This window comes from Paucibacter sp. KCTC 42545, from assembly GCF_001477625.1.
Classification (GTDB): domain Bacteria; phylum Pseudomonadota; class Gammaproteobacteria; order Burkholderiales; family Burkholderiaceae_C; genus Paucibacter_A.
The window spans coordinates 785671-809368 of the sequence record NZ_CP013692.1; the positions used below are offsets into that span (position 1 = coordinate 785671).

Annotated in this window: 30 protein-coding genes; 10 read left to right on the forward strand and 20 right to left on the reverse strand. The window is 64.4% G+C overall.

All coding sequences use genetic code 11. The annotated features are described in order from the left end of the window. Positions 1 to 29: 29 nt before the first annotated feature. The 6 genes from AT984_RS03425 to AT984_RS03445 all read right to left on the reverse strand — a co-directional run bounded on the left by AT984_RS03425 (position 30) and on the right by AT984_RS03445 (position 3005). The gene (locus AT984_RS03425) at positions 30 to 689 is read right to left on the reverse strand and encodes a SagB/ThcOx family dehydrogenase (RefSeq protein WP_058718914.1); all 660 of its coding nucleotides are present in this window, start codon (positions 687 to 689) and stop codon (positions 30 to 32) included. An 11-nt stretch (positions 690 to 700) separates the two neighbouring features. Further along, positions 701 to 1009, reverse strand: coding sequence for a hypothetical protein (locus tag AT984_RS03430; protein ID WP_058718915.1), 309 nt, complete (start codon positions 1007 to 1009; stop codon positions 701 to 703). Continuing rightward, entirely contained in the window at positions 1006 to 1206 is a 201-nt protein-coding gene (locus tag AT984_RS03435) for a heavy-metal-associated domain-containing protein (RefSeq protein ID WP_058718916.1), read from the reverse strand. The genes AT984_RS03430 and AT984_RS03435 overlap by 4 nt, the downstream gene beginning before the upstream one ends. An 87-nt stretch (positions 1207 to 1293) precedes the next feature. Continuing rightward, on the reverse strand, positions 1294 to 1845 hold the full coding sequence (locus AT984_RS03440; RefSeq protein WP_058718917.1) for a hypothetical protein: 552 nt from the start codon (positions 1843 to 1845) through the stop codon (positions 1294 to 1296). Between the two features lie 72 nt (positions 1846 to 1917). After that, positions 1918 to 2061: a hypothetical protein gene (locus AT984_RS22780; RefSeq protein ID WP_156421871.1), complete on the reverse strand. Its 144-nt coding sequence runs from the start codon at positions 2059 to 2061 to the stop codon at positions 1918 to 1920. 131 nt (positions 2062 to 2192) lie between these two features. Further along, a complete protein-coding gene (locus AT984_RS03445; RefSeq protein ID WP_058718918.1) occupies positions 2193 to 3005 on the reverse strand; it encodes a beta/gamma crystallin-related protein in 813 nt (270 codons plus the stop codon). A 298-nt stretch (positions 3006 to 3303) separates the two neighbouring features. Between AT984_RS03445 and AT984_RS03450 the strand changes: the two genes are divergently transcribed. Next, positions 3304 to 3753, forward strand: a complete 450-nt coding sequence (locus tag AT984_RS03450) for a response regulator (protein WP_442952162.1) — start codon at positions 3304 to 3306, stop codon at positions 3751 to 3753. Between the two features lie 55 nt (positions 3754 to 3808). Here AT984_RS03450 and AT984_RS03455 read toward each other — a convergent pair whose 3' ends face one another. Further along, positions 3809 to 4441 (reverse strand): response regulator, encoded by a 633-nt coding sequence (locus tag AT984_RS03455; protein ID WP_058718919.1) that lies wholly within the window; start codon positions 4439 to 4441, stop codon positions 3809 to 3811. Positions 4442 to 4497: 56 nt separating this feature from the next. On the opposite strand from AT984_RS03455, the gene AT984_RS03460 reads away from it, so the two are divergent. The 5 genes from AT984_RS03460 to AT984_RS03475 all read left to right on the forward strand — a co-directional run bounded on the left by AT984_RS03460 (position 4498) and on the right by AT984_RS03475 (position 7705). Further along, positions 4498 to 5868 (forward strand): CHASE3 domain-containing protein, encoded by a 1371-nt coding sequence (locus tag AT984_RS03460; RefSeq protein WP_058718920.1) that lies wholly within the window; start codon positions 4498 to 4500, stop codon positions 5866 to 5868. Positions 5869 to 6070: 202 nt separating this feature from the next. Beyond that, on the forward strand, positions 6071 to 6235 hold the full coding sequence (locus AT984_RS22325; RefSeq protein WP_082679754.1) for a DUF1328 domain-containing protein: 165 nt from the start codon (positions 6071 to 6073) through the stop codon (positions 6233 to 6235). A gap of 51 nt (positions 6236 to 6286) precedes the next feature. Next, on the forward strand, positions 6287 to 6676 hold the full coding sequence (locus AT984_RS03465; RefSeq protein WP_058718921.1) for a hypothetical protein: 390 nt from the start codon (positions 6287 to 6289) through the stop codon (positions 6674 to 6676). A 46-nt stretch (positions 6677 to 6722) separates the two neighbouring features. Continuing rightward, a complete protein-coding gene (locus tag AT984_RS03470; RefSeq protein ID WP_058718922.1) occupies positions 6723 to 7127 on the forward strand; it encodes a hypothetical protein in 405 nt (134 codons plus the stop codon). Continuing rightward, positions 7124 to 7705, forward strand: coding sequence for a hypothetical protein (locus AT984_RS03475; RefSeq protein ID WP_156421872.1), 582 nt, complete (start codon positions 7124 to 7126; stop codon positions 7703 to 7705). Before AT984_RS03470 ends, AT984_RS03475 begins: the two co-directional genes overlap by 4 nt. Here the strand turns inward: AT984_RS03475 and AT984_RS03480 are convergent. The 6 genes from AT984_RS03480 to AT984_RS03500 all read right to left on the reverse strand — a co-directional run bounded on the left by AT984_RS03480 (position 7623) and on the right by AT984_RS03500 (position 13314). Then, the gene (locus tag AT984_RS03480) at positions 7623 to 9059 is read right to left on the reverse strand and encodes a phospholipase D-like domain-containing protein (protein WP_082679755.1); all 1437 of its coding nucleotides are present in this window, start codon (positions 9057 to 9059) and stop codon (positions 7623 to 7625) included. The two genes, AT984_RS03475 and AT984_RS03480, sit on opposite strands and share 83 nt — an antisense overlap. A 14-nt stretch (positions 9060 to 9073) precedes the next feature. After that, positions 9074 to 10408, reverse strand: a complete 1335-nt coding sequence (locus AT984_RS03485; RefSeq protein WP_058718924.1) for a PQQ-dependent sugar dehydrogenase — start codon at positions 10406 to 10408, stop codon at positions 9074 to 9076. 88 nt (positions 10409 to 10496) lie between these two features. Next, complete coding sequence (locus AT984_RS22330; RefSeq protein ID WP_082679756.1) at positions 10497 to 10655, reverse strand: DUF3309 family protein; 159 nt, start codon at positions 10653 to 10655, stop codon at positions 10497 to 10499. Positions 10656 to 10735: 80 nt separating this feature from the next. Then, positions 10736 to 10975 (reverse strand): hypothetical protein, encoded by a 240-nt coding sequence (locus tag AT984_RS03490; RefSeq protein WP_058718925.1) that lies wholly within the window; start codon positions 10973 to 10975, stop codon positions 10736 to 10738. Positions 10976 to 11083: 108 nt separating this feature from the next. After that, positions 11084 to 12811 carry an ABC transporter ATP-binding protein/permease gene (locus AT984_RS03495; RefSeq protein WP_058718926.1) on the reverse strand — a complete coding sequence of 576 codons (1728 nt, stop codon included), beginning with the start codon at positions 12809 to 12811 and terminating at the stop codon, positions 11084 to 11086. A gap of 29 nt (positions 12812 to 12840) precedes the next feature. Further along, positions 12841 to 13314, reverse strand: a complete 474-nt coding sequence (locus tag AT984_RS03500) for a PRC-barrel domain-containing protein (RefSeq protein WP_058722063.1) — start codon at positions 13312 to 13314, stop codon at positions 12841 to 12843. A gap of 241 nt (positions 13315 to 13555) precedes the next feature. On the opposite strand from AT984_RS03500, the gene AT984_RS22785 reads away from it, so the two are divergent. The 3 genes from AT984_RS22785 (at position 13556) to AT984_RS03515 (ending at position 15758) form a co-directional block, all read left to right on the forward strand. Further along, positions 13556 to 13807, forward strand: a complete 252-nt coding sequence (locus AT984_RS22785; RefSeq protein ID WP_156421873.1) for a hypothetical protein — start codon at positions 13556 to 13558, stop codon at positions 13805 to 13807. Beyond that, positions 13804 to 14874: a flavodoxin family protein gene (locus AT984_RS03510; RefSeq protein WP_058718928.1), complete on the forward strand. Its 1071-nt coding sequence runs from the start codon at positions 13804 to 13806 to the stop codon at positions 14872 to 14874. Before AT984_RS22785 ends, AT984_RS03510 begins: the two co-directional genes overlap by 4 nt. Positions 14875 to 15248: 374 nt before the next feature. Further along, positions 15249 to 15758, forward strand: a complete 510-nt coding sequence (locus AT984_RS03515) for a CBS domain-containing protein (protein WP_197418232.1) — start codon at positions 15249 to 15251, stop codon at positions 15756 to 15758. A 44-nt stretch (positions 15759 to 15802) separates the two neighbouring features. Here the strand turns inward: AT984_RS03515 and AT984_RS03520 are convergent, their stop codons facing one another. The 4 genes from AT984_RS03520 to AT984_RS03535 form a co-directional block, all read right to left on the reverse strand. After that, positions 15803 to 17212 carry a class II fumarate hydratase gene (locus AT984_RS03520; protein WP_058718930.1) on the reverse strand — a complete coding sequence of 470 codons (1410 nt, stop codon included), beginning with the start codon at positions 17210 to 17212 and terminating at the stop codon, positions 15803 to 15805. A gap of 14 nt (positions 17213 to 17226) precedes the next feature. Continuing rightward, entirely contained in the window at positions 17227 to 18114 is an 888-nt protein-coding gene (locus tag AT984_RS03525) for a Crp/Fnr family transcriptional regulator (RefSeq protein WP_231741510.1), read from the reverse strand. A gap of 105 nt (positions 18115 to 18219) precedes the next feature. Next, entirely contained in the window at positions 18220 to 19140 is a 921-nt protein-coding gene (locus AT984_RS03530; RefSeq protein ID WP_058718931.1) for a YihY/virulence factor BrkB family protein, read from the reverse strand. Between the two features lie 33 nt (positions 19141 to 19173). Then, complete coding sequence (locus AT984_RS03535) at positions 19174 to 19392, reverse strand: hypothetical protein (RefSeq protein ID WP_058718932.1); 219 nt, start codon at positions 19390 to 19392, stop codon at positions 19174 to 19176. Between the two features lie 143 nt (positions 19393 to 19535). On the opposite strand from AT984_RS03535, the gene AT984_RS03540 reads away from it, so the two are divergent. After that, complete coding sequence (locus tag AT984_RS03540; protein WP_058718933.1) at positions 19536 to 19775, forward strand: hypothetical protein; 240 nt, start codon at positions 19536 to 19538, stop codon at positions 19773 to 19775. A 49-nt stretch (positions 19776 to 19824) separates the two neighbouring features. Here the strand turns inward: AT984_RS03540 and AT984_RS03545 are convergent, their stop codons facing one another. Genes AT984_RS03545 through AT984_RS03555 form a run of 3 tightly spaced genes read right to left on the reverse strand, consistent with a single transcriptional unit; the run spans position 19825 to position 23450 of the window. Further along, on the reverse strand, positions 19825 to 21495 hold the full coding sequence (locus AT984_RS03545; RefSeq protein ID WP_156421874.1) for a diguanylate cyclase domain-containing protein: 1671 nt from the start codon (positions 21493 to 21495) through the stop codon (positions 19825 to 19827). Between the two features lie 12 nt (positions 21496 to 21507). Next, the gene (locus tag AT984_RS03550) at positions 21508 to 22986 is read right to left on the reverse strand and encodes an ATPase domain-containing protein (RefSeq protein WP_058718935.1); all 1479 of its coding nucleotides are present in this window, start codon (positions 22984 to 22986) and stop codon (positions 21508 to 21510) included. After that, positions 22983 to 23450 (reverse strand): hypothetical protein, encoded by a 468-nt coding sequence (locus tag AT984_RS03555; protein WP_058718936.1) that lies wholly within the window; start codon positions 23448 to 23450, stop codon positions 22983 to 22985. The genes AT984_RS03550 and AT984_RS03555 overlap by 4 nt, the downstream gene beginning before the upstream one ends. Positions 23451 to 23698 lie beyond the last annotated feature (248 nt).

The window sequence follows — 23698 nt, forward strand, 5'->3', positions numbered from 1 at the left end:
GACCATGCCCTTGTGCGGCGCCTGTGCGTTCAGGCGCTGGACTCTGCCTTCATCCCGCCCACCGTCTGCGACAGCAGCAGTTGGTGATCGGCTTGCAGGCCCATGGCTTGCGACAGCGCGTCGCGGTCGAACCAAGCACGAATCACCGTGGCCAGGCCTTCCGAGGCGCAGTAGAGATACACGTTCTGCGCCATCGCACCGGCCATGACGTAGGCATAGGCCTCGCGCTGGGCGGCGGGCACCAGGCCCAGGCGCGAATGGTCGGCCACAAAGACGAGGTCCAGCGGGGCGGTGTCGACAAAATCTTGCTGGCCGGTGACGCGGCGCACATCGCTGGCAACGATCAGGCGCAAATGGTGAGGCAACGGCTCGTAGAGGAACAGGCCCTGCGGCATCGCCACATACAGCAGCACCTCTTGCGAGTTCATCGCGCTGGGCACGGTGCGCCCGCCGAGTTCATGCCGGTTGATGCCGGCCGCGGCCCACAGCAGATCGGAGAGTTGTTGTTCGGCCAGAGGCTCGGGCGCGAACTCGCGCCGCGACTGCCGGCTGGCCAGCGCAGCGATCAAGGGCATGCCGCCGCTCAGCGAGGGCGCAGGCAAGTGCAGCAGGGTGCTGGCACCTTCAAGCGCCGGCAAAGGCTTCAATTGGCCGATCAGGCCGAGGGCCATTTTGGTCAAGCTATTCATCGCATCCGTCCTCAGGCAAGCCGGTCCATATCGTGGACCTCGCGCTCATGGGTGGCTGGGCCGTCCATCACAATGGTGGCGCGGCCGCCCTCATAGTCTGCCACCATGAACTGGCGGTCGGGGATGTGACCATGGGTCGAAGGAAATAGGGCGAACACCGGGGCGCCGGCGCGAATGGCCTTGACGGCCTTGCTCACCGGCACTTCCACCTCGGGCGCGGCCCAGGCGTTTTTCTCGGTGTCCACCGGACCCCAGAGCACGGCGGTGATGCGCCCGCCAGCATCCAGCCTGACCTTGGAAACCGCAAAAGTCTTCTTCATGCCGCCACCGGCGAATAGCCGGCCCGCTTGATCGCATCGCTCAGCTGCCGCGCTGTGGCGTGGCTGGGCTCGATCTCGACCGTGAAAGTGGCCAGATCCACCCGCACCAAGGCGGAATGATCGGCCTCTTTGAGTGCCTTGGTGATGGCGCCGGCACAACGCGAACAACTCATATCGCTGACTTGAAACGCAATCATGGCGAGGCCATCCTTTCAAGGCGCAGCCCAAGCGGGGCCTGGGCTGCTGGCATGTCGACCGGGCATCTCACTGCCCCGAACTAAAACTTAGTCCTTACCGACGCTGGCCTTGGCGTTCGCCACGCAGCTGGCCTTGGCGTCACCGGACTGGGAGTCGCACTTCTCGACACGCACCTTGTAGTCGGCGTCACGCTTGGTTTGCACATCGTCCTTCACGGCCGAGTCGATCTTCTTGCTCAACTTCACATCGGCCAGGATCTTGGCTTCGACTGCCTTGGCTTCTTTGACGCAAACGTCCTTGTCATTGCCGGACCGGTCATCGCATTTTTCTTTGGCGATCGCGTAGTTCGATTCCGCCTTGGCGATGATCACTTTTTTGCTGTCGGCGGCGCTGCCGGTGTGGGCATATTCGCCTTCAGCGAGTGCCACCTTTTCGCGACCCTTCGCTTCCTCAACGCAAATGTCCTTGGCATTGCCGTTCATGGCGCCACAGGCCGCTTTCTCGGACTTGTAGTCCGCGGCAATGCGGGTCTTGTTGGCCTTGTACTCATCGTTGCTGGTCATGGCGGCTTGCGCCACAGGCACGCAGAACAGGGCGGCAAGAAGGATTGAAGCCTTGAGATTGAATTGAGTGTTCATGATGTTCCTTGGTGGTTGATGAAAGAAAGGGAGGAAGAATTTTTTGTGGGTGCGCGATCGGCTTGGGGGCGATCAGTCATCCCAGATCCGCAAGCCGCCCAGCGCCTGGCGCCCCATTTCCGCCTGGACTTGCTCTGCGGCATACCAGCTCAAAATCGCGAGTCCGCATGAGGACGCAAACGCCAGCGCGGTCAGCGCTAAAAGAACGAAGCTCATGGGGGACCTTTTGCGACGGGTGAGCGAGTCCCCAGTGTTGGCTTGCCGGGGCGGCTGGCCTAGCGGACGACTTCGCTTGTCGGGGTAGTCAATGTCCTACGGTCAGCGCCGGGCCATGGCTGCGCGTGACTTCAAGTGCGCGGTTCGCCTTGCCGGTTGACGATGATGGTGCGGCCCGGGGGTGAGCTCATTTGCATGCGGTGCTGGCGGCCCTGAAAGGTGTAGGACACGTCCCAGTACTCAGGCTGGCCTTGTTGTTGGCCCGTGTCGGAGCTGCAGCGCTGCACGTCCTGGGTTCGGCTTGATGGCCCGTCATCCCCCATCCGCGAGCCGAGTGCCGCGCCGGCCACCACACCACCCACGGTCGCCAGGTCTTTGCCGCGGCCGCCGCCCACCTGGTGACCCAGCACGCCGCCAATCAAGGCGCCCACCAGGGCGGCCGGCACATTGGCATTGCTGCTTTGGGAGACTTCTTGCTGCTCAATCCAGCAGCGCTGTTGGGCTTGATGGCCCATCACGGCGCGCACCGAGGTGACCTCGGCCTCATACAGGCGCTCGTTATCGCGGCGGCGCGAGTCATAGCTGGACACCGGCGCGGGGGCATAGCGCTCATCCTCGTATTGGGCATTGGCCGACACCGCGCGCGCCGACGAGATGCGGTCGTTCAGACCCATGGATGAGAAGTTCAGGTAGTTGCCACGGCGCAAGATGACGCAGCGCCCTCCGAAATTCTGCTGATCGCAAACCTCCCAGCGCCCATTGCCGACCACCGCCGAGGAGGCCATGTCGTTGAAGCCATAGCGCTGCAGATTGTTGACCTTGTTCTGCGTTTTGAAGGATCGGCCGGCGAAGCTGTCATGCTCGTAAAGGGTGATCTGGGCGCCGGCCTGGGTGGCCAAGGCGAGGCCCGCTGCAGCGGCCAGTAGTTTCAGCTTTGAACTCATCGAAAGCTCCTGAAGTGAGAGTGGTTCACCGCTAATGTTGAATTTGAGCGGCATCATTGCTACGGTAGGAGCAGTGTTGAAGCCAGCACCCTTTTGCGGAAGCAGACGGGGGCTTGGGAGCGCGTAGTTGCTGTCCTACGCATGGGCCTTGGGCTGCTGCTGTAGGCCAATTCCTACATCAAGCCGGGCAAGTCCAACCTGCGGCATGCGTGGCTTTGCTGGCACACTCGGCCCATCCACCAATGACCCGAGGTCAGCGGGATACGTTTGGGCCTTGCCCAGCCAGCCGCCACCCCCCATGACACCTGAAATCTCGGCCCCTGACCCCATCGAACTTGCGCGGCCCATGGCCAGGCTCAAGACTTACATCGTCGAGGACAGCCCGGTGATCCGTGAGAATTTGATCGCGACCCTGGAAGAGCTCGGTCCGATCGAAGTGGTCGGTACGGCCGAAGATGAGGCCAGCGCGGTGCAGTGGACCCGCCAGAACGCGCAGCGCTTCGACCTGGCCATCGTCGATATCTTCTTGAAGCAGGGCTCAGGCATCGGTGTGTTGACGGCGCTCAGCGCCATACCCGGCCACCACACCATGGTGGTGCTCAGCAACTACGCCACCAGCGATATGCGGCGTAAGTGCCTGGCCTTGGGTGCGGCGCGGGTGTTCGACAAGTCCAATGAAATCGATGATTTGCTGGACTATTGCTGCCGCTTGGCGGTGGGCGACACCGGCCGCGCTGGCTTGGACTGAGATGGGCGCGCGCAGTGCTTGGCGAGTGAGTCCCCGCGCTGCCCGCCCGCCGGCCTTATTGAATCAGGCCGTTCTTCAGGGCGTAGTAGGTCAGGTCGCTATTGGATGCGAGCGACATTTTTTCCATCACCCGGGTGCGGTAGGTGCTGACTGTTTTGACGCTGAGCGACATGCTGTCGGCCATATGGCCAATCGTCTCACCCCGGGCCAGGCGCAAGAAGACCTGCAACTCACGCTCCGACAAGCTTTCATGCGGTGGGCGGTCGCCGCCGCTGGCCAGCCCGTTGGCCAATTGCTCGGCCACACCGGCGCTGATGTATTTGCGCCCGCGCACCACGGTGCGGATGGCGCGAACAATCTCATCCGGGTCGCAGTCCTTGTTCAGATAGCCGCTGGCACCTTGGCGCAGCAAGGTGGTGGCGTAATGGGCCTCGGGGAAGCCACTCAAAATCAAGACCGGCAAGTCCGGCGCGCGCGCCTTGATGGCGGCCAGGGTATCGACGCCGCTCTGGTCGGGCATGGAAATGTCCAGCAAGATCACATCGACCTCACCCTGGCGCACGATCTCCATCGCCGCCCGGCCGGTGGCCGCCTCGGCCACGACTTGGAAATCGATCTGCTCGGCAAAAAACTGCTGCAAGCCGGCGCGAACGATGGCGTGGTCATCAACAATGGCAATACGAATCATGGGTGTGACGGCGCTCCTATGGGCCATGATCCCACGAATTCCCTTTGGGCCGGCTTATGAATCTTTTCACTGTCGCAAGGCGCAGTCCGCTGGTCGTGCCCTTGGCCTGTGTGGCGACGGTGGCCGTTATCTTTCTGAGCGAGAGTTCCTATTTGCAGGCCACAGAGAGCCTGGAGGAATTGACCGTCATGACGAAGATGCGAGCGACCACGCGCATGATGTTGGTCGGCTTGCTCGACGCTGAAACCAGCCAGCGCAACTATTTGCTGACCGCTGATAAAACCTATCTGGAACCCTATGAGCGTGGTCTGGCAGCCAGCCGAGAAGGCATGCAGGCGCTGAACCTGGCTTACGGTGCTGACCCCAGCTTTGTCCCGATCTTGGCCGACACCAAGCAGCAATGGGAGGCCAAGATCGCGCTGCTTGAAGCCGGCGTCCGCTTGACCGAGTCCGGCCAGCACGAGCAGGCCCGGCAATTGGTCAGCAGTGGCGTCGGCAAGACCTTGATGGAGGCCTTCCGTGCCGATGTCAGAAAGCTTTTGGCGCTCGAACTTGATCGCACGGCCCTGGAGCAAGCCGCGCTGGCCAGCACCCTGCTGGTCAACCGCATCGGCCTGGCCGCCCTTTGCGCGGCTTGCTTGCTGGCCTTGTTCTTGTATGTGCGCAAGAGCCTGATTCTGAAACAGCAGCTGCAGGACTCCAGCCGCAGCCTGCAAGACGACCGCGATCAGCTGCAAGACGAGGCCGGCATCAGCAAGCTGATGCTGACCGAGCTGACCCAACACTTGCTGACCGCCCGCGAAGATGAGCGCGGCCGCCTGGCGCGCAATCTGCATGATGAGCTGGGCGCCTTGCTGACCTCGGCCAAGCTGGATGCCGCGCGCATCAAGTCGCGCCTGAACCAGGCGCCGGTGCCCGCGCCTGGCGTGACCGAGGCCTTGGAGCGCTTGGCGCATCTGGTCAGCACCCTCAATGCCAGCATCGCCCTGGGGCGCACCATCATCGAGGATTTGCGGCCCTCCACGTTGAGCAATCTCGGCCTGCTGCCGACCCTGGAGATCTTGGTGCGTGACTTTGCCGAGGCCCAGGGCGTGCAAGCGCATTGCGATTTGCATCCGGTGGCACTGGCCAGCGGCACCGAGATCGTGGTTTACCGCGTGCTGCAAGAGGCGATCACCAATATCTCCAAATACGCGCAGGCGAGTCAGCTCTGGGTGGAGATGAAACAGGCGCAGGGCTGGGTGACGGTGTCGGTGCGTGACGATGGCCTGGGCTTCGATGCCGACGCTACGCCGCGTTCGGCCTATGGCTTGCTCGGTATGCGCGTGCGGGTGGAGGCCGAGGGCGGGCGCCTGACGGTGAGCTCGCAGCCGGGCCAGGGCACTTTGATCCAGCTCTTGCTGCCGGCCCAAGACAGCCCGGCATAAGCCGATTTGCGGCCAAGCTGCCCGCCTCGCGGGCGCTCAGAGCCATCGTCCTACACAGCGGCGCCGGGTCGTCCGACCCTGCTGCAAGCGGGCCGCCTATCGCGGCTGCGCTGTGCTGAGCCCACACTCCTTGCATGCCGCCGCCACTTGGGCAGCGACCTCACCGCCATCAGCCCTTGCCCCGGCTTGACAGGAGATCAGCATGCTTCATTACGCCGTTGTCTTTTTCGTGATCGCCCTGATTGCCGCCGTGTTTGGCTTCGGCGGCATCGCGGCCAGTGCCGTGGGCATCGCCAAGATCTTGTTCGTGATCTTCGCGGTGCTGGCGGTTGCCAGCTTTTTGTTTGGCTTGATTGGCAAGAACTGACTTGCTCAGCTGCCTGTTCGGCTCGCCCCCACAACTCACTAAGGACGCATCATGTTCGGTAGCAATAAGTCTTCATCTAGCCCTGCGCTCAGCAGCCTCGATCACGCCGGTCACCCGGTTGAGCAAGCGGCCCAGGCCGTTCAGGCCACGCAGCAGCTCGCACAAGAGGCCCTCAATGGCCTGAGCGACGGCGTCCAAGAATTGCGCGATCAGGCCGAGCCCATGCTGCACAGAGCGGCCGACCGCGCCAGCCATCTGGCGCACCAAACCGTGGATGCCGTGCGCGACCAATCGCTGCGCCTTCGTGAGCAAGCGCTTCGGGCCGGCACCAACAGCACGAACTACATTCGCGCCGAGCCGCTCAAGTCGGTGCTAATGGCCGCAGCTGCCGGCGCGGCCCTGATGGCCCTGGTCAATATGCTGAACCGCACGCGCAGCTGAAGCTGCACGGCACCGCTCCCAGGCATTTCTCCACATCCGCACCGCCATGCTGCATGCGCTTTTCCATCTGTTCACGACGCAGCCCACGGCCTTGGCCGAGCATGCGCAAGCCTATGCCGACTTGTTCGGTGCGGAGTTTGAAGAGGCCAAGCACGCGCTGCGGCGGCGCTTCGTGCTGCATGCCGTGGTGATGTGCAGCGTGGCTCTGGGCGTTGGCTTGGGCGGCGTGGCGCTGCTGCTGTGGGCGGTGACGCCGCCGGCGCAAATCCACGCGCCCTGGCTGATGGTGTGCGTGCCGCTGCCGCCGCTGTTGTTGGCGCTGGTATGCCTGCGCGCCGCCGCGGCCAGCGGGAGCCGGGACGGTGCCTTGTTTGCCCATCTGCGCCAGCAGTGGGCCGCCGACCGTGCCCTGTTGCAGAGCCGCGATGCAGCGCCGGAAGGTGGCGCATGAGCAGGCCGCCGGAAAGTTCACGTTCAATCGGAACATCCACTTCAGCGGCCCTGGCTCGCTTGGCACTGTCGCGCACCCGCTTGCAGCAAGGCTTGCGTGATCGGCCCGCTGGCAATGCCGAGCTGGCAGACTGCTTGGCCGATTTGAAGGCTATGCCAGCGACCGGCCTCTTGATGGCCTTGGCGCGGGCTTGGTGGCAAAAGCAGCCGCTGCATGGCGTCGTCTCGCTGTTGGCGCAGAGCGCCAAGGCGGGCTTGGCGCCGTTCGCCAAAAAGCACCCGCTGGCTCTGGTCTGCCTGGGTGCGGCAGCCGGCTGCTTGCTGGTCTGGGCGCGGCCCTGGCGCTGGGGTGGCGTGTTTAAGCCTGCCTTGTTGGTGGGCTTGGTTCAGCCCCTGCTGGCCAAGGCGCTCAGTGGCGCCGGGCTGGAAGACTGGCTGGCGGCGCTGGGGCAGATGCTGCAGGCGCACGGAGCCACAGCTGCTGCTGGCACCGGCCCTACAGCCAATACGCCCAGGCACTCGCAAACCACTCCTGCAGCCGGTCCGACAGCGGGCGTTGCTGCCACATCGCCCAACTGATCTGGGTCGAGGCGCTCAGGTCGCGCTCAAACAAGGCTTGCAGCTGCGCGCCAAAGTCGGCGCCTAGCACCACCGCATTCAACTCCTGGTTGTGCACAAAGCTGCGCCAGTCCAGATTGGTGGAGCCCACGGTCGACCAGACGCCGTCGATCGAAGCGGACTTGGCGTGCAAGATGGCGCCTTGGTGCTCAAAAATCTTCACCCCCGCTTGCAGCAGCGGCGCGTAACTGGCGCGCCCGGCCTGCAGCACCAGCTGGGAATCCGACTTGCCGGGCAGGATCAGGCTGACGTCCACCCCGCGCTGGGCCGCATCGATCAGAGCGGCCAGCAGCCGCGGGTCGGGCACAAAGTAGGCATTGGTCAGATGCACGCTGGTTTCGGCGCTGGCAATGGCCGACAGCAAGGTGGCGTAGATCAGGCTGAAGGGCTCGTCGGGTGAACTGCCGATGGCGCGCACCACCTCCCGGCCCACCGCCGGCAGGGCAGGGAAGTAGTGTCTTGCGGCCAAGGGCGGGCCCTGCTGGGCCTGCCAGCTGGCGATGAAGAGGCGCTGCAAATCAGCCACCACCGGCCCTTGCAGCTGCAGATCGGTATCGCGCCAAGCCAAGCCGCTTTGCGCATTCGCTGTCTTGGCCGCGTGCGACCCCGACTTGAAGGACCCGCCCGAATAGACGCTGCTGATATTGATGCCGCCCAGAAAAGCGATGCGGCCGTCCACGATCAGCAGCTTGCGGTGGTCGCGCTGATTCAGCGCCCACTCGCTGCGCTCGCCCAGCGCTTGCACCGGGTTGAGCGGGTTGAATTCCAGCTCCGCAATGCCGGCGGCGCGCAGGCGCTCGAAAAAGGCCGCCGGCGTGGCCATGGTGCCGGCGCTGTCGCGCAGCAAATTGACCTGCACGCCGGCGCGCTGTTTGTCGATCAAGGCCTGGGCAAAACGTTGGCCGACCTCATCGTCGTCGAGGATGTAGGTCTCCATATTGATGTGATCCTGCGCCGCCAAAATGGCCGCAAACATGGCCCGGTAAGTGGCCGGCCCGTCCTGCAAGAGCTGCACCGCATTGCCTGCGCTCAAGGGGCTGCCGTTAATGGCTTCTTCCAGCGCCAGATGGCGCTCGAAGATGCCGGTCGCTGGGGCGCTTTCGCTCAGGCGCAGCAAGATGGCCTTGGCCTGGCGTGCCGACAAGGGGCCGTTGGCGCCCTCGATGATCAGCGGTGTACGGGCGCTGCGCGACAACTCCGGGCTGAGTGTGGGCAAGCGGGTGCAGCAGGCCAGGCCGAGGATGGCCAGCAGGCTCGGCACTCCCAGCGCAAGCCAAAGCCAGCCACGCTTGCTGCGATTCTTGGATTGCCGCATGCCGGGCTCCGCCTTCAATGCAGCGCGCTGACGCGCCAAACCACATTGCCGACATCGTCCGCCACCAGCAGCGCGCCGCTGCGGTCCAGGGCGACGCCGGCCGGGCGGCCGTGGGCCTCGCCCTCAGGGCTGAGGAAGCCGCTCAAGACCTCTTGCACCGGCCCATCAAGCGCCCGCCCTTGGGCAAAGGGCACAAAGATGACCTTGTAGCCGCTGTGCGGGCGGCGGTTCCAGGAGCCATGTTGGCCGATGAACATGCCCTCGGCGTAGCGCGCGGGCAGGCGATTGCCTTGCGCCGCGGCCAGGCCCAGCGGGGCCGTGTGGGCGCCAAGTGCAAAGTCGGGCGCGACAGCGCGGGCGACCAACTCGGGTGCTTGTGGCTGCGCACGGCTGTCCACATGCTGGCCGAAGTAGCTGAAGGGCCAGCCGTAAAAGGCGCCGTCGCGAACCGAGGTGAGGTAGTCGGGCACCAGATCGCTGCCGAGTTCATCGCGTTCGTTGACCACGGTCCACAAACTGCTTTGGCCCGGCCCGGTGCTTGCCCAGGCCATGCCATTGGGGTTGCGCAAGCCGGTGGCGAAGAGGCGGCTGACGCCGGTCTTGAGCTCCAGCTCCCAAATGGCGGCGCGCCCCTGCTCAACAGCCAGGCCACGCTCCGCCACATTGCTGTTGGAACCCACGGTGATGTAGAGCCGCAGGCCATCAGGGCTGGCGATGATGTTCTTGGTCCAGTGGTGATTGATGGGGCCTGCGGGCAGATCCAGCACTTTGAGCCCCGCGCAGCTGATGCGGGTGCTGCCGGTCGTGTAGGCGAACTTCAGCAAGGCGTCTGTATTGGCCACATACAAGTCCTGGCCCAGCAGTGCCATGCCGTAGGGCGAATGCAGGCCCTCCAGAAAAGGGACTTGGACGTCGGCGACGCCGTCGCCATCGCTGTCACGCAGCAAGCTGATGCGGTCGGCGCTGGCAACGCCCGCGCCGGCCCGCTTCATCACCCAGCCCATCACACGGCTTTTGATGCTGGCCCACAAACCCTCTTGCAGGGCCGCTTTGGCGGGCGCATTGCTCTCGGCGACCAGCACGTCGCCATTGGGCAGTACGAGCAAATTGCGTGGGTGCTCGAGCCCACGGGCAAAGGCTTGTACTTGCAGGCCCGGGGCTGCGACAGGCGCAAGCCCCTTGGGCCACCCAATGGCGGGTGCAATATGGACGGTGGGGATGAGCCGGCTCACCGGTGCCGGCAGCGTGGGCTGAGGGCCGGTGCCGGCGCTCAGCGGTTGAGTGGCCAGGTCACCGCAGGCGCTGAGCGTTAGGCCTAAACTTAAACCCACGCCCAAGCTCAGCAGCATCCGGCGATGCGGTGCTTGGCGGCGACCTGTTGTGGGCCGTGCGCCTACGCGTCCACCTGACGGTCTGCCGGAAGCGCCCATGCCCGCCCTAGATGCGGCCCAGCAGCAGCAAGACCACGATGATCAACACCACCAGGCCGACACCGCCACTAGGCCCGTAGCCCCAGCCGCGGCTGTGCGGCCAAGCGGGGAAGACGCCGATCAGCATCAGAATCAAAACGATCAAAAGTATGGCGCCTAAGCTCATGGTGTTCTCCTGAAACGGGCAATGGTGGTTTGACTTAGAACCCATCCGTCAATCGCTGGGCGCGGCTGGCGGACAAGTTCTTAGTTCTGTACGGCGGAAGCCGGTGGCGTGACGACAATCACCGCGGCGCCGCCCTGTGCGCCACTGGCGCCTTGGGGCCCAGTCATGCCTGTGGCGCCGGTGCTGCCGGTGGCGCCGGTCGGGCCGGCTGGGCCAGGTACCGGCGTGGCCGGCGGCGGCACATTGACGACGGTGGGCTTGTCGCAGGCCGCAAGGCCCAGGGACAGCATGAGTGCAGCTAGCAATACAAAGTTCTTCATGGGATTCCTTGGAATTTGGGTGGACCTTGGGACTGAACATGCTCAGACTAGGGCGGCAGCGCCGCGGCTTCCGTGCGTTAGCGAACACAGCGCTCAGATACTTGGCCTTTAACGCCAGACATAAGCTTGCGCCACATGCAATGACCAGCTGCCGTCGCCCGGCAACTCCAGCACTTGCCGGTGATGGCAGAGCAAGCTGGCGTGGTGGCTGACGCTGACGGGCGTGATGCTCAGCCCGGCCAGCTGGCCGTAGAGCTTGGCCTCGTTGGCCGCGTCGAGGGCGCTGGTCGATTCGTCCAGCAGCAAATAGCGCGGCTTGGCCAGCAGCGCGCGGGCAAATGCCAGGCGCTGCTGCTCACCCACCGAGAGCACCCGCGCCCAGTCCAGCTCGGCCGCCAAGCCGCCGCAGCGTTCGGCCAGCAGGGGCAGGTTGACGCGCTCTAACCAGCCCAGCAACTCTTGGTCTGAAATCAAACGCTCGGTCTGCGGATAGATCAGCTGATCGCGCAAGCTGCCCAGGGGCAAATAGGGCTGCTGCGGCAGGAACAACATGTCCAGCCCGGCCGGGCGTTGCACCTGGCCCGAGCCACTGGTCCACAGGCCGGCGATGACGCGCAGCAGCGAGCTTTTGCCCGAACCGCTGGCGCCGGCAATCAAGAGCCCTTCACCGGGCGGCACGCTCAGGTCCAGGTTTTGAATCAGCAGATGCTCGCGGTTAGGGGTCAGGACGGTCAGCCGCGCCACGCTCAAGGCGAAGGCCGGTGCGGTGATGATTTGCTGCAGGGCTTCATCTGGCGGGCAGGCTGCTGCCTGGCCGGGCGTGCCCAGCGCCGCGGCAAAAGCATGCAGGCGATCAACGCCGGCCGAGAAGCGGCTCAGACTTTCGAAGTGGTCCACGATCACGGTCAGCGCGCTCAGAATCGCCACGAAGGCGCCCGCGGCCTGGATCGCACGGCCAACTTCCAAGTCGCCCGCCAGCACCGGGCCGGCGATGATCACAATCGGCAGCACCGCGATCAAAAAGCTGTGCGCGTACTGAAACAAATTGAGCTTGAACTGCCAGCGCAGCACTTGCAGATAGTTGCCGTAAAGCGCCGTGAAGACGCGCTGCAGCGCCGACATTTCGCGCGCCTCGCCGTCGTGAAAGGCGATGGCCTCGGCATGTTCGCGCACCCGCACCAGGTTGTAGCGAAAGTCAGCCTCGCGTTGCAGCTGGCGGAAGTTCAGGGCAATCAGTCGGCGCCCGAACATCGTGCTGGCGAACCAGGTGCTCAAGAGTGCATAGCCCACCAGGAAATAGACCAAGCCCTGCGAGATCGACCACAGCACGCCGGCGAAAGCGATCAGCTGCATCACCGAGCCAATCACAACCATCGAGAAGTACAGCGACTGCTGGGTGAAGGCATTGATGTCTTCGGCGATGCGCTGGTCCGGGTTGTCGATGCCGGAGGCTGCCGTTAGCCGGTAGAAAGCGCGCTGCTCAAAGTAGCGGGCCAGAAAGTGATCAGTCAACCAACGCCGCCAGCGCAGGCCCAAGGTGTCGCGCACATAGAAGTAAAGCGCGTAGATCGGCACCGCGCCGACGAGGATGGCGGTGTAGCGGCCGATGGCGCTCCAAAAGCGCGCGCCGTCGCGGGCGGCCAGCGCCGAGGTGAACTCGCCCGTCTCTTGATTGAACAAGACGTTGAAAGCGGTCTGCCCCAGCAGCAAGACCACCAGCAAGGCCAGCAGGCCGCTGGCCCGCCAGCGTTGCTCGCTGCGCCAAAACGGCTTGGCGATGGCGGCAAAGCGATGCCAGAGGCGGGCGTTGAATCCGGGCTCGGCAAGGCTTTGCATGAGGCGGGGCAGCCTTTTCTTTCTGCGCTTCAGTTCATCAAGGTTTCAGCGCGCGGCGTGGTGCCGTAGTAGGCGTGGATGCCGGCGGCCCATTCGGGGTCGGCCATATCGGGCCATTGGTCCTTGTCAAAGCCGGGGGCGCTTTCCAGCCGTGTCTTGTCGATGCTGACGGTGAAGCGCTTGTTGACGGTATCCAGCTTGAGTGCGCTCCAGGGCACGGCAAAGAGCTTCTCGCCCATGCTGAGGAAGCCGCCAAAGGACAGCACGGCGTAGCTGATGCGGCCGCTGCTGACGTCCAGCATGATTTCCTTGATTTCGCCCAGATCGTCACCGTCTTGATTGCTGACGTCGTTGCCGATCAGGGTGTTGGCTCCCATCAGCCGTGGGCCGGGGCCTTGATGCGTTGGGGTGTAAAGGCTGCCATTACCCTGGCTGTTGAGATCGGTACCCGTGCCGTTATTGACGCGGTACATGCCGTAGGGGTCGCGTTCTTCGTAGTTCATCTGCTGCTCCAAGTGGATGACTCATTGGCAAGTGGATGCGCGCGCTGCAATGAGGAAGCAGCGCCGCACCCATAAGCTAAGGACTGAGGCTGCTTTCGGCTGTGCGTTCGCGCACAGAGCGGGGCGGCAAGCGGCCAGCGTGCATGTGCGCCAGCGCACGGACAAGCGGATTTGGCCGCTCGCAAGATGCCAGCCACTGAACCGCATCGGTGCAGTGCCCCATCCAGCCAGCGGAGCCGCCATGAGCAGACCAGCGCAGATCACCGGAACAGTCGAATACCGCGAAGGCGAGGGCGCACAGATGACGATTCGCAAAGGCCGCTGCGAGGTTGAGGAGTCAGCGCAGGATGTGACGCTGAGTTGGAGCGAGGCGGATGGCGAGGAGCAGGGCGAGGGTGTGATGCATGGCTCCGCCGCAATCCCGCTGGCCGTCTACAAAAGCTACGTCGCCAGCCGGGCGATTGAGTTGCTTGATGAAGAGAGTTCAGCATGAGCACCATCCGTACCGGTCAAGCGCCAGCGCCCCTGACGCGTGCGGAGTTCAGCACCCGCTTCAAGGCGCGCTTCTACGACCCAGCTTTCGAGGCGGAAGGGCCTGCCATCGAACGTTTGGAGGCCATTGCCTGGACGGCCTTGCAGCAAGGCCGCAAAGCGCCGCTCACTCGGCCGGCCGGGCGCGGCTTTGCCGACCCGAGCTACGAGGTGTCGGTACAGTGGCTGGACACCCATCAGCGCCTGAAGGCCGCGCAAAGGCGCTGGAGCGACAGCAAGGTCCCCTCCCGTGTGCTGGTGATTTGCGGCAGTGCACGCAATGACGGTACTTGCCCGGGCGAAGTGTCCAAGACCTGGCGCTTGAGCGGCTTGGTTCGAGAGGTGATCGAGCAAGCGGGCCTGCAAGCCGATTTGCTGGATCTGAGTCTGGTGACCTCGGAATACGGCCGCAAGATCCACCCCTGCAAGGCTTGCGTATCGACCGCGATGCCGCTGTGTCACTGGCCCTGCAGCTGCTATCCGAATCATGCGCTGGATCAGACCAATGATTGGATGGCCGAAATTTATGAGCGCTGGGTCGCCGCGCATGCGGTGATCATCCTGGCGCCGACTTATTGGTATCAGTCGCCCAGCCCACTCAAGCTGATGATGGACCGCATGGTCTCGGCCGATGGGGGCAACCCCGATCCGACGACGACCCACGGCAAGCATGTGGCCGAGGCCAAGCTGATCGAAGAGCAGGGCTGGGACTACCCCAAACACCTGGCCGGCCGGGCTTATGGCGTGATCGTGCACGGCGATGTGGCCGGTGCCGAAGCACACCGGCGCACGCTCTGTGATTGGCTGGAGTGGATGGGCCTGATCGACGCCGGTGCTGCCGCCAAACTAGATCGTTACATCGGCTACTACGAGCCCTACTTCAACAGCCACGAAGCCCTCGACCGTGACTTAGCCGTGCAAGAGGAAGCCCGCAACACCGCGCGCGCCGTGGTTCAGGCCGTGTTGCAAGTGCGCTTGGGGCAGTTGAGCCAGCCCGATCAGCAAGTCAAGGCGCCGCGCCCGAAGTAAGCGTGCGCAGCCAAGTCCGTGGCCGGCCGCGCCTGAGCGGCCACCCTGCGGCCCAGCGTCATGCCTGCGGTTCGCCTTCGTGCTCGGGCTCACTTGGGATCTGGCTTGGGTCAGCCCCAGAGTCCGGCTCCACCGGCAGCGCGCCGGGTTCAAATTCTGCCGGCACATCGGTATGGGGATGAGGGTGTTTGTGGGCTTGAGCCATATTCGTTCATGCGTCCAGGTGAGAGTGCCAGGGCAAGCCTTGCAGTGTGGGGGCGGCAGCACCGCAGGTCTGTGCGCTGGACAACAGACAGCAACGTTCCCGGCCGCGAGCATGGGAGCAGACAAAGAACGCCCCTGCCACCGCTTTGAGTTTGATGAAGGGATTCACCATGGCTGACACCGTTACCGATAACCACACCGATAGTGGCAGCACAAAGACCGGCCGCGCCCCGCCATCCCCGGTCAGTGCGATTGAGGCGGTCGCCCGCTCGCGGCTGCTGACCGTGGCGGCGGACACCCACTTGGTCGAGGTGGCCGCCCTGCTCGCGAATGCGCAGATCAGCGTGGTGGTGGTCTGTGACGCGCAAGGGGAAGTCTTAGGCCTGATCACCGAGACCATGCTGGTCAGGCAGCTGGGCCTGGGGGAAGCCGACTTCTTCAGCACCCGGGCCGACGCGGTGATGACGCGGGAAATCAAGTCCTGCACGCTGCAAGACCTGCTGACTGAGGTGGTGGCTGAGATGCACCAGCAGGGCTTGATCCACATGCTGCTGCTCGATACCGACAACAAGCCGCTGGGCGTTTTGAATCTGCGTGACGGCCTGCGCGCGCTGCTCTTGGCGGGTAATTTCGAGGAGGAATTGTTGCGCAACTATGTGATGGGCATTGGCTATCAGTAGCCCCTGGTGAGAGCTTGGCCTCACCTTGCACCTTGCTCCACCAACTAGGCCTGCGGCCCCAGCATCAGGCGAGGATCGACCCAGGCGTCAAACTCCTCGGCGCTGAGCGCGCCAAGTGCCAGTGCTGCGTCGCGCAGTGTTGAGCCGCTGGCTTGGGCCTGCTTGGCGATGGCGGCTGCGCGGTCGTAGCCGATATGCGGCACCAGCGCGGTCACCAGCATCAGCGAAGATTCCAGCAAGGCCTGGATGCGCTCGGGCGCGGCCCGCAGGCCCAGCAAGCAGTGCTGCTGGAAGCTGCGCATGGCCTGGCTGAGCAAGTGCAGGCTGTCCAGGCAATCCAGAATGATCAGTGGCTTGTAGGTGTTGAGCTCGAACAGGCCTTGCGAGGCCGCGAAGCCGATGGCTGCGTCATGGCCGATGACTTGCGCGCAGATCATGGTCAGCGCCTCGATCTGCGTCGGGTTGACCTTGCCCGGCATGATGGAGCTGCCCGCCTCATTGGCCGGCAATTGCAGCTCACCCAGGCCGGCGCGTGGGCCGCTGCCCATCAGGCGGATGTCGCAGGCGATCTTGTTCAGGGCGATGGCCAGCATCTTCAAGCCAGCATGCAAGCCCACCAAGGCTTCGTGGCCGGCCGTCGCGGCAAAGAGATTGCTGGCCTGGCGCAGCGGCAAGTCCAGCGCCTGCGCCAGCATGGCGGCCACGCGCTTGCCGAACTCCGGGTGGGTGTTCAGGCCGGTGCCCACCGCCGTGCCGCCAATCGCCAAGGTGTGTACCGCTCGCAAGGCATAACGCAGATGCTCCTCGCACAGGCGCAGCTGCGCTGCATAGCCGCTGAATTCCTGGCCCAGGGTCAGCGGCGTGGCGTCCTGGCCATGGGTGCGGCCGATCTTAATGATGGCGGCCCATTCAGTCGCCTTGGCCGTCAGCGCCTGCTGCAAGTCGCCGAGCGCCGGCAGCAGGCTTTGCTTGGCCTGCAGGGCCACGGCGAGGTGCATGGCGCTGGGGAAAACGTCGTTGCTGCTTTGTCCGAGATTGACCTGGTCATTGGGGTGGATCGAGCGCTGCTCGCCCAAGGCGCCGCCGAGCGCTTGCGAGGCCAGATTGGCGATCACTTCGTTGACATTCATATGGCTTTGCGTGCCCGAGCCGGTCTGCCAGACCGAGAGCGGGAATTGCCCGTCATGCGCGCCCGCCGCCACCTCGCGCGCCGCTGCCGCGATGGCCTCGGCCTCGGCGCCGTCCAGCAGGCCCAGATCCCGGTTCACCAGCGCCGCCGCCCATTTGAACCAGGCCAGCGCGTGGATCTGGCTCAAGGGCATGATTTGCTGCTGACCCTCGTGCTGGCCGATCTTGAAGAACTGCAAGCTGCGCGCGGTCTGCGCGCCCCAGAGGGCGTCCAGGGGCAACTCCAGCGTGCCAAAGCCATCGGTCTCGCTGCGAGTGCTGGCCATGGCCGGTGGGGGTTTCATTGCAGGGTCGCGCCGGGCGCTCGAACCTGGGGCTGCGCGTGAGCTTGGGCTTCGACCTGAATGAAGTCGCTCAAGGCCTGCAGGTCGGGGATTTGAATCATGCGGCGGCCGCGCTCTGAGAAGCAGATCACCTGCGCCCGCGCCAGGCTAGAGAACGCACGGCTGACCGACTCCAGCGTCATGCCCAGGTAGTTGCCGATCTCGGCGCGCGACATGCGCAAGATGATCTGGTCATTGCGCAGGCCGCGCGCGGCCAGGGATGCGGCCGACTGGCGCAAAAACTCCGCCACCCGCGCCGTGACCGGCAGGGTGCAGACCGAGAGCATCGCATCCCGCCCGCGGCTGATGGCGCGGCTCATCTCCGCATGCAGCACCTGCAGCAACTGGGGCTGGGCGCTGGCTGCGTCCATCAGCGCGTCATAACGCAAGCTCCAGATCTCGCCAATCTCCAGGGCTTGTGCGCTGCAGCCGTAGCGGCCTTTGGCAATGCCGTCAAAACCCAGCCAGTCACCCCGGAGCAGGAGCCCAACGACTTGGTTGCGCCCGTCCGCCGCGGTGTTGACCAGCTTGACGCTGCCCGAATTGAGCACATAGAGCTGCTTGAACGGAACGCCCGCTTCAAAGATCAGGTCGCCGGCATGCACCAGGCGGCGCCGCAGTGGCAAATGCTCTTGCAGCAAGCTCAGTGAGCGGGCGATCCGGTCGGCGCCAGGGCTTGTTCCGGCGCTGGTGCCGCGATGGTTGGCTGCTGCGCTGCGGCGCCCGCCATCCGCTGCGTCGGCGGCATTCAAGGCATTCAAGGCCTTCGGTGGCTGCGGATGCCCGGCCAGGGCGGTAAGCCGGGGCGGGCGGTCTTCAGATATGTCCTGCTGGGCTTTGTACACGGCGACTCCCCTGGGCTAGATGTTCAGGCTAAGACCCTAGGGCGGCGCTGTATGTGCGCTGCGCAACACAGCGGCGTGCCATAGCGCGGTTCAGCTCAGCTCAGCTCAGTCGTCTGGAAAAACCGGGAGCTTCAAGGCAGGGCTTGCCGGGCCCGGCAGGCGCTCAAACTCCGCGATCGCTTGCGCGCCCAGCAGCAGCAAGCTGGCCGCCAGCTCCAGGTTCAGCAGCACGGCGATGGCCGTGGTCAGCGAGCCGTAGACCAGGCCGATCTGCGCCAGGCTGCTGAAGTACCAAGCCAGCAGGCGGCGTGAGATCTCCCACAGGCTGGTCGCAAACACCGCACCGAACAAGGCATGCTTGAGCGGCAGGCGCCCGGCCGGCATCACCATGTAAATTGACGTTAGCACCGCCACCTCGCCAGCCAGGCCCAGCAAATACAGCAAGGCGCTGGAGGGCCGGCCCAGCGACCAGTCGCGGCCCAGCAGTTCAATCTCGTCCTGCCCCAGGGCCAGCAAGCTGCCGGTCATCAAGGTCACCAGCAAAAGCCCCAGACCGAGGCAGAGGATGAAGGCGTAGGGGATCAGCGCGGAGATCAACCAGCGCCGGCCCCGCTTGCGGCCCCGCTGCAGCAAGGCCAGTCGGTGGCGGAAGATCACCGCCATGGCGCTCTCCAGCACGGTGAAGGCCAGGGAGCTGGAAAACAGCATGGTCAGCGCCAAGGTCCAGCCAATGACCTGGCGGTGCGCCAAAAACAGCACCAACTCAGCCACCAGCGCCGGCGCCTGCCCCGGCAGCAGCCAATCGAGGTAGCGCCGTAAAGTCTGCAGCAACTCGGCCTCAGGCGTCAGGTGCGACAAGGCGATCAGGATCAGGATCAACATGGGCACGATGGACAGCAGCGCGTAATAAGCCACCGCGCCCGCCAGCAGCAGGCCCTGATTGCGCTGAAAGTTGCGCAGCACGCGCAGGCTGAAGGCCGCGGGATGCGCCAGCAGCAGGCGCAAGCGTGGGTCGATGAGGGGCATGAACGCCGCCTTGAGGCTGCTGCCGCCCGCGCCTCAGCGCCTCGCCCCCCACAGCAGCAGCGCGCCGCCCAGCACCAGGGCGCCCAAGCCGACCCAGATCGGCACATTGACAACATGGGTTTCATCCACTGTCACGGCCACCGGCCCCAGCTTGATCGCTTGACTGCGCTCGGTATAGCTGAATCCGCCGTAAGCCAGGGCCATGAGGCCGGCCACGATCAGGGCCAATGCCATGACTTTGATTGCATTCATCACTGCCGCCTTGCCAAAGAGTTGTGGTGTCTCAGGCTATGCGGCGAAAGTGCAGTCGTCCGTGCGCTGGCAGACAGACACAGCGAATAGCGCGGCATAGGGTCAGGTCTTTCAACGTCCCTTAACCCTTCAAGAGGTCCTTTATGAACTCACTGCAACGCTTGGCAAATATGGCGCTCAGCGCCGCCCTGCTGCTCGCTCTTGGCGCCTGCGCCGGTATGTCTCAGCGAGACAAAAATATGGCCATCGGTGCAGGCATCGGCGCTGCCGGCGGCGCGGTGCTGACCGGTGGCAACGCGGCTGCGACGGTGGGCGGCGCGGTCGTTGGCGGCGTCATCGGCCATGAGCTTGAGAAGGACAAGAAGAAGGATAAGAAGGACTGAAGCCGTGCGGCCCAGTGCTTGGCCGCGCTTGTGCTGAGCCCCGCTCAGCTCATTCCGACAGCGGTAAGCTGACCAGGAACTGGCAGCCTTGGCCGATGCCGGGGCTGCTGGCGCGCACCGTGCCGCCATGCGCCGCGACGATCTCGCGCACCACCGTCAAGCCCAGGCCTAGCGCATCGCCGTGCACGCCCACTGCATGGGCCTCGCGGCCGAAGGGCTCAAAAATCGTTTGCAAGGCCTGGTCGCTGATGCCGATGCCGGCGTCGCTGATGGTGATGAGCGCCTGCTCGCCGGCGCGCTGCAGTGTCATCTGAATCGTGCCGCCCTCGTGCGAATAACGGCTGGCATTGCTGAGCAGATTGCTGACGGCCTGGGTCAGCCGCAGGGCGTCACCGTAGACGCACAAGGATTCGGGCGCTAGCTCGCACCTCAGCCGCTGCTGGCGCTGCTCCAGCAGCGGCCGGCACAGCTGCGCGCAATGAGCCAGCAGGGGCGTCAGCGGCAGCGTTTGCCGATTCAGCAGCAGCTTGGCCTTGGCTTTTGCTGATGCATCAAGCGGATGCAGCAAGTCGCTGACAAAGCCGCGTATTTGCGTGGCCTGCTGCGCCATCATGTCCTGGGCGTGCGGCAGCAGCGATGCGGCATCGGGCTGGCGGCCCAGCGCCGTCATGGCGAGGCGGATTGGCGACACAGGATCATTCAGCTCGGCAGCCACACTGGCGATGAAGTCGCCCTGGCGTTGCTGCGCGGCTGCCGCAGCGGCCTGCAAGTCCAGCGCGCTGAGGGTGGCCAGCACCAACTGCTCGTTGGCCTCTTGCAAGAGCAGTTGGGATTTCTCTTGTCGGGCCAAGCGTTGAGTCAATTCGGCGGTTTGACGTTGCAGGGCCAATACAGAGGGCTCTGAGGACTCCGATGGCTCTGCGGCCGTGCCGGCTGCCCAAGGCGAGCCTAGTTCCGGAAAGGCCGTGCGTTCGACGAAAAAGGAAATGCCGCCAGGCCCTTGGCGCTTGGCGATGTACATGGCCTGGTCGGCGCAGGCGATGAGCGCCGTGGCCGTGTCGGCGTCGCGTGGGTAGATGCTGATGCCAATGCTGGCGCTCAGCTCGGCCCATTGCTCATTGCTGGCTCTGGCCTCGCCCAGTACTTCCTTGAGCTTTTCGGCCACGCTCAAGGCGTCTTTGATCTGGGCCAGATCGTCCAGCAGAATCAAAAATTCATCGCCGCCATGGCGGCTGACGGTGTCTGACTCCCGCACCGCTGACAAGAGGCATTGCGCCACTTGGCGCAAGACCTGGTCGCCAATGGCGTGGCCTTTGGAATCATTGATCTGCTTGAATTTATCCAGGTCCACGAACAGCAGGGCCAGCTGGGTGCCTTGGCGCTTGGCATGGGCGATGGCCTGCTCCAATCGGTCAAAGGCCAGTGCCCGGTTGGCCAGCTGCGTCAAGGGATCGAGCCCGCTGGTGCGAGCCGCTTCGTCCAGCGCTTGCATGGCCGATTCACTGTCGATCTGCGCGTCTAAAGCGCTCAGCAGCAGCTGCTCATTCGCTTCCAGCAGCTGCACGCTTTGGCTTTCGTCGAGAAAGCTCTCGGCCCGCACAACATCCTGCAGCAAGCGCACCAAGACCGCTCGCATCGCTTCGACGCGTTGGGTGATCCTGCTCAGCGCCTGCTCGGCCTCGGCCACAGCAGGTGTTGGGGGAGTGGGCGGCGCGTCCACGGGTGCAGGGCCTTAAGCCGTTTTGCTTTTTTGGCGGGGCCGGCCGCCCAGCAGGCCTTCCTGATCGGCCAGCGGGGCGCCGATCTGCAGGCCTTGGTCGTCGATATGGAACTCGCGCAGCTGGTCGGAATGCGCGCTGCCCCTGAGCTTGACCACGGCCAACAAGCGGCGCAAGCGGCTGTCGATCTCGATGTAGCGCTGCACGATGATGGCGTCGGTCAGGAAGGCGGTGCCGTAGGGGCTGAAGCGCAGATCGGTGTAGCGATCCTCCAGCTCGGAGGTCATCAAAATCGTCACGCCCGCACCCGCCATCGCGAGCACCAAGCGCGCCAGTGATTCGCGGAAATCCTCACGGAAGGTGGGGGCTACCGCCAGCTCAAAGCCCGACAGCGAATCGATCACCACGCGGGTCGCACCCAGCCGCGTGATTTCGCTCAGCAGCAGACCAATGACTTCATCAATCGAGAGATCCGGCGCCCGGCTGTCCACCAGCCCGACCTGGCCGCTGGCGACCAGCTCGGCAATGATGCGGTTCTGCGCTTGATGGGAGCGCTGCTCAAAAGCCGCCACCACGCCGGTTTCGCCGCGCCGTGCGCCTTCGGCCAGAAAGGCGGCCGCCAGAATGCTTTTGCCTGAACCCGAAGGGCCGGCCACCAGCAGCGAATAGCCGCGCGGCAAACCGCCGCCCAGCATCTCATCCAGCTCGGGCACGCCCAGCTGCAAGCGGGTGTCGGTGGCGGGCGCGCTGGCAACTGTCTCAGCCGACGAGGCCATTGTTTGATGCCCAGCCGGGGCGAAGATCTGGATGCCGGAGCTGGCGATGCGGAAGGTGTGCAGGCCCGGCAGCGTCGGCTGGCCGCGCATCTTCAGGATCTCGATCTTGCGCACCATGGAGTTGCGCTGCACGCTTTGGCGCAACCAGATCAGGCCATCGGCCACGGTGAAGACCGGGTTGGCATCGGTCTCGATGAAGTACTCGCCGATCAAGAAGGTGGTGGCCTGCCAGCTGGTCATCATCATGCCGAGCTGCTGCACGAATTGCTGCAGTCGATGCGTGGGGCTTTGCGGGTTGCCGTTGGTTTCGCTGGCGATCATCACCGAGCGGAAGGAGTCCACAAACACCAGGCCCGGCTCATAGGTGGCCACTGCCTCGCCGATGCGCGCCAGCACGCGGTCGAGGTCGCCGTTGGCGGCGTCCTCTGACAAATTGATGAAGCGCACCGAGTCGTTGACGCGCTCGTTGTCAAAGAAATCAAACTGCTGCTGGTAGCGCAGCATCTTCATCGGCGGCTCGCCCAGCACGGTGAAATAAATCGCCGGGCGCTGCGTGGTGGCGAGCGAGAACATGATCTGGTGCGCCAAGGTGGTCTTGCCGCAGCCGGGTTGGCCGGCGATCAGATTGAAGGAGAACTCGGGCAAACCGCCGCCAAGCACTTGATCCAATCCCGGCACCCCGGTGGGCAAACGTTGGATGGCTACTTTGCTGCTCATTGCGTGTTGTCCTGCGCGGCCGTGCCGCTCAAAAAGGTAAGCCAAGGGGTGCGAAGCAGGCGTTCGGTGAGCGCGCGCCCTACCAATTTGGCCAACAGCTCACAAAAGGTTTGCAATAAATGACAGGCGCCGACAGCCGCCTCGCTGCGGGGCTGCGCGGCGATCAGCGCGGACAAGGCGCTCGGCTTGAATTCCGAAGGCGTGCCGTCGGCGCTCTTACCGCTGCTCATGCCCGTACCCATGCTGGCGCTCAGGGCACCCAGCCAGGGGTGGCTTTTGGCGCTGAGCTGCACGCTGCGGGCGAACAAGGCGGCCACGCCGCGTTGGCCCACGATGGGCACCAAGGCCAGCGAAATCTCATGGCAGACCCGCTCGACCAGCCGGGCAATCTGCGGCGCACTGGCGCCAGCATCCAGGTGCTGGGCCCGGAAGGCCAAGGTTTGATCGCTCTCTGGACTTGTCATGGTTGGGTCGGGGCGCGCAAGCAATCAAATGCAAGCATGCCTGTCTTGTTTGCCTGCTGTTTGGAATAGACGCTTGACCGTAACGCACATTCTGTGCGGCATCTGTGCGCTAGCGCACATAGGGGGTGAATGGGCTTGGCTTTCGGGCTGCGCCTGTCAGCGAAATCCGACAAGTAGTTGCGGCCCGCGCCCACAGGTGCTGGCCCGGGCGAGGGCTAGGCTGGCAGTGTGCCATTCAAATCAGGAAC

Bases quoted from the DNA above. Each gene is read 5' to 3' on its own strand.
- AT984_RS03425 (WP_058718914.1), bottom strand. From the start codon at position 689: ATGAATAGCTTGACCAAAATGGCCCTCGGCCTGATCGGCCAATTGAAG.
- AT984_RS03430 (WP_058718915.1), bottom strand. From the start codon at position 1,009: ATGAAGAAGACTTTTGCGGTTTCCAAGGTCAGGCTGGATGCTGGCGGG.
- AT984_RS03435 (WP_058718916.1), bottom strand. From the start codon at position 1,206: ATGATTGCGTTTCAAGTCAGCGATATGAGTTGTTCGCGTTGTGCCGGC.
- AT984_RS03440 (WP_058718917.1), bottom strand. From the start codon at position 1,845: ATGAACACTCAATTCAATCTCAAGGCTTCAATCCTTCTTGCCGCCCTG.
- AT984_RS22780 (WP_156421871.1), bottom strand. From the start codon at position 2,061: ATGAGCTTCGTTCTTTTAGCGCTGACCGCGCTGGCGTTTGCGTCCTCA.
- AT984_RS03445 (WP_058718918.1), bottom strand. From the start codon at position 3,005: ATGAGTTCAAAGCTGAAACTACTGGCCGCTGCAGCGGGCCTCGCCTTG.
- AT984_RS03450 (WP_442952162.1), top strand. From the start codon at position 3,304: ATGACACCTGAAATCTCGGCCCCTGACCCCATCGAACTTGCGCGGCCC.
- AT984_RS03455 (WP_058718919.1), bottom strand. From the start codon at position 4,441: ATGATTCGTATTGCCATTGTTGATGACCACGCCATCGTTCGCGCCGGC.
- AT984_RS03460 (WP_058718920.1), top strand. From the start codon at position 4,498: ATGAATCTTTTCACTGTCGCAAGGCGCAGTCCGCTGGTCGTGCCCTTG.
- AT984_RS22325 (WP_082679754.1), top strand. From the start codon at position 6,071: ATGCTTCATTACGCCGTTGTCTTTTTCGTGATCGCCCTGATTGCCGCC.
- AT984_RS03465 (WP_058718921.1), top strand. From the start codon at position 6,287: ATGTTCGGTAGCAATAAGTCTTCATCTAGCCCTGCGCTCAGCAGCCTC.
- AT984_RS03470 (WP_058718922.1), top strand. From the start codon at position 6,723: ATGCTGCATGCGCTTTTCCATCTGTTCACGACGCAGCCCACGGCCTTG.
- AT984_RS03475 (WP_156421872.1), top strand. From the start codon at position 7,124: ATGAGCAGGCCGCCGGAAAGTTCACGTTCAATCGGAACATCCACTTCA.
- AT984_RS03480 (WP_082679755.1), bottom strand. From the start codon at position 9,059: ATGCGGCAATCCAAGAATCGCAGCAAGCGTGGCTGGCTTTGGCTTGCG.
- AT984_RS03485 (WP_058718924.1), bottom strand. From the start codon at position 10,408: ATGCTGCTGAGCTTGGGCGTGGGTTTAAGTTTAGGCCTAACGCTCAGC.
- AT984_RS22330 (WP_082679756.1), bottom strand. From the start codon at position 10,655: ATGAGCTTAGGCGCCATACTTTTGATCGTTTTGATTCTGATGCTGATC.
- AT984_RS03490 (WP_058718925.1), bottom strand. From the start codon at position 10,975: ATGAAGAACTTTGTATTGCTAGCTGCACTCATGCTGTCCCTGGGCCTT.
- AT984_RS03495 (WP_058718926.1), bottom strand. From the start codon at position 12,811: ATGCAAAGCCTTGCCGAGCCCGGATTCAACGCCCGCCTCTGGCATCGC.
- AT984_RS03500 (WP_058722063.1), bottom strand. From the start codon at position 13,314: ATGAACTACGAAGAACGCGACCCCTACGGCATGTACCGCGTCAATAAC.
- AT984_RS22785 (WP_156421873.1), top strand. From the start codon at position 13,556: ATGAGCAGACCAGCGCAGATCACCGGAACAGTCGAATACCGCGAAGGC.
- AT984_RS03510 (WP_058718928.1), top strand. From the start codon at position 13,804: ATGAGCACCATCCGTACCGGTCAAGCGCCAGCGCCCCTGACGCGTGCG.
- AT984_RS03515 (WP_197418232.1), top strand. From the start codon at position 15,249: ATGGCTGACACCGTTACCGATAACCACACCGATAGTGGCAGCACAAAG.
- AT984_RS03520 (WP_058718930.1), bottom strand. From the start codon at position 17,212: ATGGCCAGCACTCGCAGCGAGACCGATGGCTTTGGCACGCTGGAGTTG.
- AT984_RS03530 (WP_058718931.1), bottom strand. From the start codon at position 19,140: ATGCCCCTCATCGACCCACGCTTGCGCCTGCTGCTGGCGCATCCCGCG.
- AT984_RS03535 (WP_058718932.1), bottom strand. From the start codon at position 19,392: ATGAATGCAATCAAAGTCATGGCATTGGCCCTGATCGTGGCCGGCCTC.
- AT984_RS03540 (WP_058718933.1), top strand. From the start codon at position 19,536: ATGAACTCACTGCAACGCTTGGCAAATATGGCGCTCAGCGCCGCCCTG.
- AT984_RS03550 (WP_058718935.1), bottom strand. From the start codon at position 22,986: ATGAGCAGCAAAGTAGCCATCCAACGTTTGCCCACCGGGGTGCCGGGA.
- AT984_RS03555 (WP_058718936.1), bottom strand. From the start codon at position 23,450: ATGACAAGTCCAGAGAGCGATCAAACCTTGGCCTTCCGGGCCCAGCAC.